This is a genomic window from Spongiactinospora rosea, assembly GCF_003315795.1.
GTDB lineage: Bacteria > Actinomycetota > Actinomycetes > Streptosporangiales > Streptosporangiaceae > Spongiactinospora > Spongiactinospora rosea.
Genome location: NZ_QMEY01000007.1, coordinates 305,915 through 317,729, shown reverse-complemented (window position 1 = coordinate 317,729; position 11,815 = coordinate 305,915). Strand labels below are relative to the sequence as shown.

Genomic DNA, 11,815 nt, shown 5'->3' with positions numbered 1-11,815 from the left:
GGCCGAACATGGTGTGCGCAAAGTAGCCACTCGATCGCGCATCGTGAGTTACGATCGGGATGCGGTTCGAACAAAGGCTCGAAAAAAGAGACGGCCCTCAAAAGAGGGCCGTCGGGCCAGGGACGTCAATCCCTGACCGGGATGACTTCAGAATAGGTCAGGTCCCCCATGACGCACAACCAGAATCCCAAGTCAGAGGCGGTTGCCGCCTACATTGACGGGTTCAATCTCTATCACGGCATTCGTCCATATGGTCGGCGTTATCTCTGGCTCGACCTGGAAGCGATGACGCGCCGGCTGCTCCGGCCGCATCAGCGGCTCGCCTCCGTTCGCTACTTCACCGCACCGATCAGAAACGACCCGGCCGCACAGACCCGGCAGAACGCCTACCTGGGCGCGTTGCAGGCGCACACCTCCGTGGACATCGTGCTCGGCCGGTTTCAGGAGCGCCGCAGGCAGTGCCATGCCTGCGGCGCGACCTGGCGCACCTACGAGGAGAAGGAATCCGATGTCGCCATCGCCCTGGCGATGATCGAGGACGCGGTGCGGGGAGGGTTCGACAAGATTCTGCTCGTGTCCGGCGACAGCGATTTCTGCGTGGCCGTCCGCGCGGTCCGCCGGTTGAATCCGGCGGTGGGAGTGATCGTCGTCTTTCCTCCCGGCAGACGTTCGGACGTGCTGGGACGCGCCGCGCACGGGCGCTTCTTCCTGGGCATCGACACCATCAGAAGGTCCCAGCTACCCCCATTGGTCCCCGGACCTGCCGGGCTGACCTATACGCGGCCGAAGAGCTGGAGTTGACCGTTGTGCGGCGGGGGCGGGAGGGTACGGTGGCCGCATGGGCAATGGATTCGAGACGCTGGCCATCCACGCTGGTCAGGAGCCTGACCCGGTCACGGGTGCGGTCGTGCCGCCGATTTACGCCACCTCCACCTACAAGCAGGACGGCGTCGGCGGCCTGCGTTCGGGATATGAGTACAGCAGGTCGGCCAACCCGACGCGGGCCGCGCTGGAGGAGTGCATCGCGGCGCTGGAGGGCGGGGTGCGCGGGCTGGCGTTCGCGTCCGGGCTGGCCGCAGAGGACACCCTGCTGCGCACGGTGTGCAAGCCGGGCGATCACGTGCTCATCCCGCACGACGCCTACGGCGGCACGTTCCGGCTGTTCGCCAAGGTGCTCGACGGGTGGGGGCTGGCGTTCGACCCGGTGCCGCTTTCCGACGTGGCGGCCGTGCGGGCGGCGGTCACCCCGAAGACCAAGGTCATCTGGGTGGAGACCCCGACCAACCCGCTGCTGAGCGTCGCCGACATCGCCGCGCTGGCCGAGGTCGCGCACGAGGCCGGGGCGCTGCTGGTGGTGGACAACACATTCGCCTCGCCCTACCTGCAACAGCCGCTCGCGCTCGGGGCCGACGTGGTGGTCCACTCGACCACGAAGTACGTCGGCGGGCACTCCGACGTGGTGGGCGGCGCGCTGGTGGTCGCCGACCGGGAGCTGGGCGAGAGGCTGACCTACCACCAGAACGCCATGGGCGCCGTCGCCGGGCCGTTCGACGCCTGGCTGACGCTGCGCGGCATCAAGACGCTCGCCGTGCGCATGGAACGCCACTGCGACAACGCCGAGCGCGTGGTCGAACTGCTGAGTGCGCACCCCAAGGTGACCCGCGTGCTCTACCCGGGCCTGCCCGGCCACCCCGGCCACGAGATCGCCGCCAAGCAGATGCGGCGGTTCGGCGGCATGGTGTCCTTCCAGGTCGCGGGCGGCGAGGAGGAGGCCGTGCGGATCTGCGGCCGGACCCGCCTGTTCACCCTCGGCGAGTCGCTGGGCGGCGTCGAGTCGCTGATCGAGCACCCGGGCCGGATGACGCACGCCTCAGTCGCAGGGTCGCCGCTGGAGGTGCCCGCCGACCTGGTACGGCTCTCGGTCGGCATCGAGTCGATCGACGACCTGCTCGCCGACCTCACCCGCGCCTTCTAGCGGCGTCCTAGAACCACACCATCAGCACCAGGATCGCCAGGAACAGCAGCGCGACGATGCCCGACAGGGCCGCCACCCTGCCGGACTGCACCTTGGCGTCGTCCTCGGGGCTCTCGCTCGACAGCACCTGGATCGCGGTGCTCTGGTCACGGTCGATGATGACCAGCAGCACCGCGGCCACGATGAACAGCGTCATGGAGACCGAGAGGTACGGCTTGGCGAGCGTGCCACCGCCCATCGTCACGCCCAGGATGAGCCCGAACAGGAAGACGCCCAGCGCCAGCACGCCGAACAGGCGGGTGCTGCGGTGGAGATAGCGCAGGACGTTGACGTCCTTCGCGCGGATGTAGCGCGGTGTGGCGCTCGTCACCGCGACCACCGGGCCGATCGCGAAGATCGCGAAGGCGATGTGCAACCAAAGCAGCAGCGTACCCATAGGCCAGAAGACTAGCCTCCCGGTGATCGCACCGGGAGGTTCGTCCTCACCCCGCCGGCGGCGCGTCGCGCCCCTCAGCGGTGACGACCTCGTCTCCCGCCTCCGGGCGGCAGCGGGAGAGGGCGCCGAGACAGAACTCATAGGACACGCACGCGACGACCATCAGCACGATCAGGACTACGGCGATCATTCCGCTCACCCCTTTCCGACTCGCCGGGCCCCCTGCCGGAACGTCGTACGCACCGATGTGACGACCACCGCGGCCGGGCATTTCGCCGCGCCCCGGAGCCGGGCGTGACTCCGGAACAGGTCGCCTGTCAGATGCGTCGATTACCGCCCCCGCTCACCCCTTGCCTGAGTAGGATTCCCTACGTGCTCGACCCTTGGCGGACGCGGGCGGGCCACATTTAAGTCACCTTTCCGATGGTTCCGCCATGGCACAAGGAGGTGCCGCTCGTGGCGGTCAGGCATGTGGAGCCGTTCACCGACGAGTGGCGGCGGCAGCCCGGCTTCTATCTCAGGCGCGTCGTCGAGGCGCTCGGCGACGCGGTGGACGACTGGTCGGAGGAAGACCCGAGCGGCGGCGGGCCGCGCTCGGCGACGCTCCGGCTCACCGACGGCACGCGGTTGCAGTGGGACGAGGAGAGCGGCTGGCGGCACCTGTGCCCCGGCGCGGCGGTCGCCCGCTACCTGTGCGGGGGCGTGCTGCCCCGGCCCGAGCGGGTCCCGGGCGCGCTGGCCGACGCGCGTGCGGGCGGCGGCGGGAGTACGGCCTGGCGGCCCTGCTACCGCTCCCACCGCCACCAGCGCGACGGCTTCGACCTCGCGCTCGCCGACTACGCCACCCTGCAGACCGCCTGAACGGCTAGCGCCGGGCGCGCCTGCTGCGGAGGAAGTCGCTGACGACGTACTCCCCGAGCCGGTCGGCGCTCGCCGAGAACACCCGCCCGCCGTTGCGCCGGGCGACCTCATCGACGAACTCCTTCAGGCGTTCGTCGGCGGCCAGCATGAACACGTTGAGGGTGGCCCTGCGCCGGGTCATCTTGTCCACCTCGGCCAGGGTCAGCTCCAGCGTCTCGGCCGACGGCGGCCACTCGAACGCCGAACGCCCGTTGCGCAGCAGGTGCGCGGTCGGCTCACCGTCGGTGACCACCAGCACCACCGGCTCGAAGTCGGGGTGCCGGTCCAGGTGGCGGCCCGCGATCAGCAGCGCGTGGTGCAGGTTGGTGCCCTGCACCATGTCCCACTCCAGCCCGGCCAGCTCGTCGGGCTGGAGCACCCTGGCGTAGTTGGAGAACCCGACGATCTGCACCGCGTCCTGGGGGAACTTCGACGCGACCAGCGCCTGAAGGGCCAGCGCGGTCTGTTTGGCCGCGGCCCAGGTGCCGCGTAGCGCCATCGAGTACGACAGGTCCACCAGCAGGCAGACGGCCGCCGCGCTGCGGCGTTCGGTCTCGGCGACCTCGAAGTCGTCGACCGCCAGCCGTACCGGGGAGCCGCCGCCCCGCCGCACGCCGTTGACCACCGTGCGGACCACGTCGAGCGGCTGCTCGTCGCCGAAGTGCCAGGCCCGTGAGGAGCCGGTCGGTTCGCCCGCCGCGCCCGCGTCGCGCTGGTCGTGGTCGCCGCGGCGGCCCGCGTCGAGCGAGGAGAACACCCGGCGCAGCGCCGTCTCGCCCAGCCGGCGCACCGCCTTGGGGGTCAGTTCCAGCTTGCCGCGCTGGCGGCGCAGGTAGCCCTGTTGTTCCAGCTCGCGTTCGATCCGGCGCAGGGCCGCGAGGTCGTCCACCGCGGAACGGCCGAGCGCCCGCCGGATCGCCGCCTCGTCGATGTCGTCGAGCCGGGCCCCGGGGTAGTCCTGGCGGAGCGCGGCTTCGAGCTGGGTGAGGTCGGCCAGCTCGGTCAGCGCGCTGACCGCGTCGCCCATGCCCATCGGGTCGTCCCCGGAGAACCGCTCCGGGGTGCTCCACGGCAGGTCGGGACGGCGGGCGTAGAGGGCGTCGCCGAGCCTGCGCATCTGCTCGGCGAGCCCGGCCGACTCCAGCGTCTGGTCGATCAGCGCGCCCAGCTCCTCGCGCTGCTGCGGGGTCATCGAGGCCAGCATCCGCTGCGCCGCGGCGGCCCGGCGGGCCAGGGTGTCGACCAGCTCCTCCAGGTTGCGGGGGCGCTCGGGGAACATGTCCCCGTACTCCTCCATGAACCTGTCGAAATCCGCCTGGGTGTGCTCGCCGCGGGCGTCGCGGTCCAGCATGTCGTTGAGGGACGACATCATCCGCCGGACGCGTTCCATCGCCTCCGGGTCCGGGTTGGCCAGCGCCTCCCGCATGCCCGCGAAGCGGCTGTCCAGCACCTCCCGGCGCAGCAGGTCGCGCAGCTCCTCGTACGTCTGCCGGGCCGCCGCCGAACGCCACTGGTAGTCGCGCAGCGCCTGGATGGCGCTCGCGGTGTCGTCGGGCAGCGTGTCCAGCTCGGCCTCGCGCAGCCGGGCCTCGTCGGCCGGGTCGGGGAACAGCTCCGCCCGCTCCTGGCCGATCGCCTTGTCCAGCAGCGCCCTGGCGCGTTCCAGGGTGCCGTCCAGCCGGCCGCGTTCGCGCAGCTCGTTCCTGCGCCGCCGTACCTCGCGCAGCAGGTCGTCGAGACCGCGCCGGTCGGGAGCGCCCGGCAGGCCGCGCTTCAGCAGGTCGCGCAGCGCGTGCAGGGGCGTGGAACCGGACAGGATCGCGTCGCCCATCTCGTCGAGCGCGGCCCGCACGTCATACGGCGGCGCCAGTGGGTCCGGCCCGTCGTTGTACTGCCCATACCGGTAGGTCATCCGATGCCCCCTAGGACGGCGTCAGGTGCGGTAGATCGCGTTGCCCTCGGTGACGTCCTTGGACAGGCGGCGCATCAGGAACAGCCCTTCGAGCGCGAACTCCAGCGCCGCCGCCGCGTGCCCGGGGGACTCCTCGCCCTCGCCCATGCCCAGTTTGGACATGATCTTGGCCAGGCCGTCCACCGGGCCGATCCGGCGCAGCAGCTCGCCCGCCTTGATCAGCTCGCCCGACTCAACCTGCGCGCCGTCGTCGAACTTCGCCAGCAGCGCGCTGAGGTCCATGCCGCCCAGCGTGCCGCGGAACGTCTCCGCGGTGGCCCTGCGCAGCAGGTGGGTCAGCACGTCGGTCTCCCTGCCCTCCTCGCTGACCTCGAACTCGACCTTCCCGCGCAGCGTGTGGACGACCGAGGGCAGGTCGCACACGCGGGTGACCGCGTGCTCCTCGCCGGTCAGCGCCGCCCGTCGTACGGCCGAGGCGGCGGCGGACTCGGCGGCGGCGATGGAGAACCGGGCCGACACCCCCGAACGCGAATCGACCGCCGTGGACTCACGGACCAGCCGGGTGAACCGGGCGATCACCTCGACCAGGTGGTCGGGCAGCTCGGCGCCCAGCTCGGACCAGTCGAGCGTGGCCTCCTGGCGGATCAGCCGCAGCTCGGTGTCGAGGTCGAGCGGGTAGTGGGTGCGGACCTCCGCGCCGAAGCGGTCCTTCAGCGGGGTGATGATGCGCCCGCGGTTGGTGTAGTCCTCGGGGTTGGCGCTGGCGATGAGCAGGATGTCGAGGGGGAGCCGCAGGTTGTACCCGCGTACCTGGATGTCGCGCTCCTCCAGCACGTTGAGCAGCGAGACCTGGATGCGCTCGGCCAGGTCGGGCAGCTCGTTGACGGAGAACACGCCGCGGTTGCTGCGCGGGACCAGCCCGTAGTGGACCGTCTCCGGGTCGCCCAGGGTGCGGCCCTCGGCGATCTTGATCGGGTCGACGTCGCCGATGAGGTCGCCGACCGAGGTGTCGGGGGTGGCGAGCTTCTCGCCGTAGCGCTCGTCCCGGTGCTTCCAGGCGATGGGCAGGTCCTCGCTCGCCTCCGCGGCCAGCCTGCGGCAGCGCACGCACGACGGCGCGTAGGGATGGTCGTTGATCTCACACCCGGCGACGATCGGGGTCCACTCGTCGAGCAGGCCGGTCACGGTCCGGATCAGGCGGGTCTTGCCCTGGCCGCGCTCGCCCAGAAGGACCAGGTCGTGCCCGGCCAGCAGGGCGCGCTCCAGATGCGGCAGCACCGTGTCGTCGAAGCCGACGATGCCGGGGAACCGGTCCTCGCCCGCCCGCAACCGGGCCAGCAGGTTCGCACGGATCTCCGCCTTCACCGTGCGGTGAATATGGCCGCTCTGGCGCAGCTCACGCAGAGTGTGGAGCTCTGGGTTTTGATGCACGGGTTCGAGACTACGTCCATGGAGGGGGCCTCGGCAGCCCGATCGGCCTACTTGGTGCGCCCACACCCCCGCTGAGCGGGGGTTTGAGCATCGATATGGGGATTGGCACGCGTGCTTGTCGATTCAGTGGGGAGAATCGGGCCAAGGGGACAGTTCCTGTCATTGCCGGTAGTTGAGGAGGCGAGTCCGGTGGCACTGCTGACGAGCCGCTTCGCCGACGGCCTCGCGGTCGGACCCGACCTGGAGGAGGCCGCCGAGGCGGCGATCGGCCAGGCCCTGTCCGGCCTGAGCGCGCCGGCCGAGCTCGTCTGCTTCTTCATCTGCGGCGAGGACCCGGAGGACGTCGCCAGGGCCGGGCACCGCGCCATGCGGATGGCCCCCGGGGCGCACGTGATCGGGTGCAGCGCCACCGGCGTGATCGGCGACGCCAGGGGCGTGGAACTGAACCCGGCGGTCAGCGCCTGGGCCGCGACGCTGGACGGGGCGCGGGTCACGCCGTTCGCGCTGGAGACGCTGCGGACGCACGACAAGTTCGTGGTGGTCGGCCTGCCCGAACGCGTCCACGACGACCGCGTGGCGGTCATCCTGGCCGACCCGTACAGCTTCCCGACGGACGCGTTCGTCGAACGCTCCGGCGAAGTCCTCGGCGACCTGCCGCTGATCGGCGGGCTGGCCAACGGGATGCGGGGGCGGGGGTCGGTACGGCTGTTCGCCGACGGTGAGGTGTACGAGGAGGGGGCCATCGGCGTCATCCTCGGCGGCCCGATCGCGGTGAGCACCGTCGTCAGCCAGGGCTGCCGACCCATCGGCCCGACCATGGCCGTCACCCGCGCGGAGGACAACCTGCTGCTCGAACTGGCCGGGCAGCCCGCGCTGGGGCGGCTGGAGGACATCGTCAGCGGGCTGGAGGAGGACGAACGCGAACTCGTCGCCTCCGGGCTGCAGATCGGCGTGGCCATGGACGAGTACGCCGAACGGCACGAGCGGGGGGACTTCCTGATCCGGGGCGTACTGGGCATCGACCCGGAGCGCGAGGCGGTGGCCATCGGCGACGTCCTCGACATCGGGCGGACCGTGCGCTTCCAGGTCCGCGACGCCCGTACGGCGGACGAGGACCTGTACGAACTCCTGGACGCCCACCGGCAGGAACACGGGAGCGTGGACGGGGCCCTGCTGTTCTCCTGCAACGGGCGCGGCTCGTCGATGTTCGGCAGCGCCGACCACGATCCCATCGCGGTCCGCGACACCCTGGGACCGATCGGGGTGGCGGGCTTCTTCGCGGCCGGCGAGGTCGGCCCGGTAGGCGGCCAGAACCACGTCCACGGCTTCACCGCCTCCCTCCTCGTCTTCTCCACCCCCGGCGACCCTGCCTACGACCTCTGACCCCCTGCTCTTCGCCCCCCGGGCTTGCCTTACAAGGCCCCCCACCCCCGCCGCCCAATGGCCTTCGCTCCGCTCAGCCCGCTCTTCCTAGGGCCCGGCATGACGCTCAGGTATCTCCCTCGTGCCAGGCTCCTGTACGGCGGAGCCCAGTAGTCCCCGCCCGCCGTGCCCAGTTACGCCCTGGTGCCCGGTGTTTCGCGTGTGTCATGGCCGCTCGCCGTTCCAAGCACCGGCTAAGAAGGGCCCTTTCCAGACCACCGCGGCGTCGTACGCTGCCTCGCCGTTCCCCCACCGCCCCTTTGGGGCGATGCCCCCGCCTCCGGCGGACCCGCCGCGCTCCACGCGCCACCAGCGGCCTTCGCTTCGCTCAGCCGTATTCCCTTGGCCGGGCTTCGCCCGGCACCCGCGCTCCGCGCGATGGCCCTCGCATTCGCTCGGACGCCTTGCCCATGCCGGGCTCTGCCCGGCGCTACCGCCACCGGCTTGACCCGGCCCCCGCGCATGTCCACATCAGCCGCCACCATGGCCAAGAGCACAAACCCGCTCACCCAACCCGGGAGGCGACGAGCACACCCACCGTCCCTGGCAAGCCACCATGCTCACGGCCCTTGCGAGATATCGTTTCTCTAGATGGACCCGCCTTACCTCCACAGCGGCAGGCTGCACCCTGGCGCCCACGAGGAAAAGGGCCACGCTGGCGGAAATGTCCGTTTCGATGAAAGTCGTCGAACTTGGTCTACGTCGGAAGAACCCGCAGGCCAGCAAGGGTGCTCCCCGTGTACTCGGGGATGGTCCCAGCCCCAGACCGCCCCCCCGGAATGCGTGCGGTGTGCTCCCCGCGCAACAACGCGGGGATGGTCCCGTCCTGACCTCCTGCGAGGGCAAGGCCGCTGAGTGCTCCCCGCGCACGCGGGGGTGGTCCCGGCCGCACCCTGGACGTGAACACCGAGAAAGGGTGCTCTCCGCGCACGCGGGATGGTCCCAGGTCGGTGTCGACGTTGCAGAACGTCGCGGTGTGCTCCCCGTGTGCACGGGGATGTTCCGATGCTCTGCACCAGGGAAGATTTTGAAGCGGGCGCGCCCCGTGCCCCTGCGTGAGAATGGCCCCGAAGTCCCGTCCGCGCCCGATGTGTTGGCCGGGCTCCCTGCACATGCAGAGGGCTTGAAGGCGGGCCCTAGCACCAACATGCAGATGTGCTCACAGCGCGGAGTGTTCCCAGGCGTAGTCCAGCCCGATGATCATGCCGTTGTGCTTCCTGCGGGTGGGGATGGCTTCTGTGACGACTGACGGAACACGTACTCCGGTCACGCGAGGTGAATGCTGACCGGAGCCCGTCCGTTCGTCCCCATCCAGGCAAGGGCCCCGAAGGCTATAAGTTTCTCCGGCGAACAGCCTCATGGAAGAGTATCCGTATGGATACTTAGAGTGAAGCCGTGCTTTAGGTCTCGTTCCTAAACCTCCGTCAAAGGCGGGCCGATGGGCAAAAGCGACAATCTCCCGGCATGGGCCTTGCGCCTGCGCGCGGAACGCAAGCGGCGGCGTTGGGGACGTACCCGCCTGGCCCAGGAGATGCTGAAGATCGCCGACCCCTACACGCTGCCCAAGCTGAAGTCGGTCGTCGGAAGCATTCGGGGCCATGAGACCGGACGACATCACCCCAGCGCCGACGTGTATCGCCCACTGTACGCCCGCATCTATGGCCGGACCGACGCCCACCTCTTCGGCTCGGAACACACCCTGTCGGAACTCACGGTCGGCCCGACCGGCACCCCTGACGCCGACGCGAGCGAACAACTGGCGCAAGCCATGGCGGTGGCAGAAGTCGAGCGGCTCTGTCCCGACAATGCAGACAAGACTGTCCCCATAGCCACCAATGCAGGAAGTAGCCTCAAAGAGCCCGTCATTGGTGGTGCCCAGATGAAACGCCGCGCAGCGACACAGATCCTCGCCGCGCTGACCGCCGGCGTGGCCATTCCGCTGGATGCGTTGGAGACGCTGCTTTCCGCTCTCGGGCACGAGCTGGGCATGGCCGACGATTACACCCTGGACGACTGGGACCGCACCGTACACGAGTACGCCTGTGCCCTGCCCCTGACGTCCCCGGCCGCATTGATAGGCGTCCTGGCCATGGACATCGCCTCATTTCGCGGCGTGATCGACCGCCGTCCGGAGTTCGATCTGCCACGGGCGCACCGGGTGGGGGCTCGGCTCGCGGCGCTGATGGCGATGGCACTCACAGAAACAGGCGACTTCGCCACGGCGTCGCGGTGGTGGCGGATCGCGCGGCGGGCCGCCGAGTCCTCCCGGGACGAGGAGTTGGCGACATGGGTGCTGGGGCGGCACGCGCTCGTCGCGCAGACCATCGGCATGAAGAGCGTCGCGCTGGCCCTCGCCGACGACGCCGAGCGGCTTGCCGGTGGTCGTCCGTACGCCGGTGTGGCCGAAGCGTGCGCGGCACGCGCGAAGATTTTCGGGTTCCAGGATCCACTGGCCGCCCGGCGTGCGCTCGATGACCTTGACGGACTGTTCGGGCGGCTGCCTGAGAGTGTCACCGGCGAGCGTGTCGCGGTCTGGGGTTATCCAGAGGAACGGCTGTTGTCCTGCCGTACCGGCGTACTGACCGCGCTGGGCGACGCCGGCGTCGCCGATGATCTCGCCGACGAGATGGCGCGCAGTGAGCGGATCGCCCCGCGTGCGCATACGCGGGCCGAGCTGAAGCTGGCCTGGTACCTGGCCAAGAGCGGCGACCGCGAGGGTGTCGGACTGGCCGTGCGGGCGATGGCGGCCCTTCCGGCCGACCAGCACACCACGGCCATCCGGCGGATGGGCGCCCGTGTCCACGGATCGCTCACGAGTGAGGCCCGCCTGCTGCCCGAGGCTCAGGACCTGCGAGCGCTCGTGGCCAAGTCGTCGCCCTGACGGCGGCGACCCGGCGTACGGCGGAGCGCAGTGGACGCCGCCCCGCCGTGCCCGGTCACGCCCTGTCCCCGGTGTTTCGCGTGTGTCGTGGTACCTCGTCGATCCGAGCACCGGCTGACAGGGCCGCGCGCCGTGCCCCCGGTGCGGTCCCCCCGGCCACCAGGGCCCGTCATTATCAGCCGATGTACGGCTGGTCTCTGTTTTCCATGAGGTGTCTGAGCCTCATTCGCTGTGTCCGGTGCATAGGCAACGCGTCAAGCTCCGCGGCCGGTACCCAGCGAAGCTCGGTGGACTCGTCGCTGATCGCCATTTCCCCGCCCACGATCCTGCCCGCGAGGCAGATGTTGAACTGCCGCCGTACTTCGCCGTCGCAGTAGGCCATGATGTGCCGGGCGTCGGTGTAGAGCCCGGTCATGCCCGTGATCTCCACGTCATAACCGGTCTCCTCCTTCACCTCTCTCCGGCCCGCCTCGGGCACCGACTCTGTGAGGTCCATGCCACCTCCCGGCATGGCCCACAGGCCGTTGTCGGCCCGGCGTTGCAGCAGTACGCGCCCCTGGTCGTCCCGGATGGCGACCGAGACGCCCACCACGAGGCTGTTCGGTGGGGGCGCGTCCGGATCGTCGTAGTACTCGGTGCGTGCCACGGGTCAGGTGCTCCTCACGGACCGGGACTGCTCCTATACGGTCTCGAAGTTTCAGCGTAGACATCGAAAAGGCCGAGCTCGCGCATCTGCGGCCTCGACTGGGCATCGGGTACATCGACGTCCTCGATCCGGCCACGTTGACAGCGGTGCCGGCCATCACGCGATCGTGGGACTCCACCTCGGGCGGCACACGGCGGCTTGAAGGCGTCATC

Annotated in this window: 10 protein-coding genes; 5 read left to right on the top strand and 5 right to left on the bottom strand. The window is 70.1% G+C overall.

Features of this window, described 5'->3' with window-relative positions; genetic code table 11:
- Positions 1-168: 168 nt before the first annotated feature.
- Positions 169-801 carry an NYN domain-containing protein gene (locus DP939_RS19580; protein ID WP_113982154.1) on the top strand — a complete coding sequence of 211 codons (633 nt, stop codon included), beginning with the start codon at positions 169-171 and terminating at the stop codon, positions 799-801.
- Between the two features lie 37 nt (positions 802-838).
- Positions 839-1,975 (top strand): cystathionine gamma-synthase, encoded by a 1,137-nt coding sequence (locus tag DP939_RS19575; protein WP_113982153.1) that lies wholly within the window; start codon positions 839-841, stop codon positions 1,973-1,975.
- A gap of 7 nt (positions 1,976-1,982) precedes the next feature.
- On the opposite strand, the gene DP939_RS19570 is transcribed toward DP939_RS19575, so the two are convergent.
- Both DP939_RS19570 and DP939_RS46220 read right to left on the bottom strand, forming a co-directional pair.
- Positions 1,983-2,411, bottom strand: coding sequence for a DUF2269 family protein (locus DP939_RS19570; RefSeq protein ID WP_113982152.1), 429 nt, complete (start codon positions 2,409-2,411; stop codon positions 1,983-1,985).
- A 46-nt stretch (positions 2,412-2,457) separates the two neighbouring features.
- Complete coding sequence (locus tag DP939_RS46220) at positions 2,458-2,601, bottom strand: hypothetical protein (protein ID WP_158578622.1); 144 nt, start codon at positions 2,599-2,601, stop codon at positions 2,458-2,460.
- A 266-nt stretch (positions 2,602-2,867) separates the two neighbouring features.
- Between DP939_RS46220 and DP939_RS19565 the strand changes: the two genes are divergently transcribed.
- Positions 2,868-3,272, top strand: coding sequence for a DUF6292 family protein (locus tag DP939_RS19565; protein WP_225878368.1), 405 nt, complete (start codon positions 2,868-2,870; stop codon positions 3,270-3,272).
- Positions 3,273-3,276: 4 nt separating this feature from the next.
- Here the strand turns inward: DP939_RS19565 and DP939_RS19560 are convergent, their stop codons facing one another.
- Positions 3,277-5,223 (bottom strand): vWA domain-containing protein, encoded by a 1,947-nt coding sequence (locus tag DP939_RS19560; RefSeq protein WP_113982150.1) that lies wholly within the window; start codon positions 5,221-5,223, stop codon positions 3,277-3,279.
- Between the two features lie 21 nt (positions 5,224-5,244).
- Positions 5,245-6,654: a sigma 54-interacting transcriptional regulator gene (locus DP939_RS19555; RefSeq protein ID WP_113982149.1), complete on the bottom strand. Its 1,410-nt coding sequence runs from the start codon at positions 6,652-6,654 to the stop codon at positions 5,245-5,247.
- 189 nt (positions 6,655-6,843) lie between these two features.
- On the opposite strand from DP939_RS19555, the gene DP939_RS19550 reads away from it, so the two are divergent.
- On the top strand, positions 6,844-8,037 hold the full coding sequence (locus DP939_RS19550; RefSeq protein ID WP_225878367.1) for an FIST signal transduction protein: 1,194 nt from the start codon (positions 6,844-6,846) through the stop codon (positions 8,035-8,037).
- A gap of 1,477 nt (positions 8,038-9,514) precedes the next feature.
- Positions 9,515-10,957, top strand: coding sequence for a hypothetical protein (locus tag DP939_RS19545; RefSeq protein ID WP_147268050.1), 1,443 nt, complete (start codon positions 9,515-9,517; stop codon positions 10,955-10,957).
- A gap of 175 nt (positions 10,958-11,132) precedes the next feature.
- On the opposite strand, the gene DP939_RS19540 is transcribed toward DP939_RS19545, so the two are convergent.
- The gene (locus DP939_RS19540; RefSeq protein ID WP_113982147.1) at positions 11,133-11,603 is read right to left on the bottom strand and encodes an NUDIX hydrolase; all 471 of its coding nucleotides are present in this window, start codon (positions 11,601-11,603) and stop codon (positions 11,133-11,135) included.
- Positions 11,604-11,815 lie beyond the last annotated feature (212 nt).

Coding starts and splice junctions, on each gene's coding strand:
- DP939_RS19580 (WP_113982154.1), top strand. CDS start 169: ATGACGCACAACCAGAATCCCAAGTCAGAGGCGGTTGCCGCCTACATT.
- DP939_RS19575 (WP_113982153.1), top strand. CDS start 839: ATGGGCAATGGATTCGAGACGCTGGCCATCCACGCTGGTCAGGAGCCT.
- DP939_RS19570 (WP_113982152.1), bottom strand. CDS start 2,411: ATGGGTACGCTGCTGCTTTGGTTGCACATCGCCTTCGCGATCTTCGCG.
- DP939_RS46220 (WP_158578622.1), bottom strand. CDS start 2,601: ATGATCGCCGTAGTCCTGATCGTGCTGATGGTCGTCGCGTGCGTGTCC.
- DP939_RS19560 (WP_113982150.1), bottom strand. CDS start 5,223: ATGACCTACCGGTATGGGCAGTACAACGACGGGCCGGACCCACTGGCG.
- DP939_RS19545 (WP_147268050.1), top strand. CDS start 9,515: ATGGGCAAAAGCGACAATCTCCCGGCATGGGCCTTGCGCCTGCGCGCG.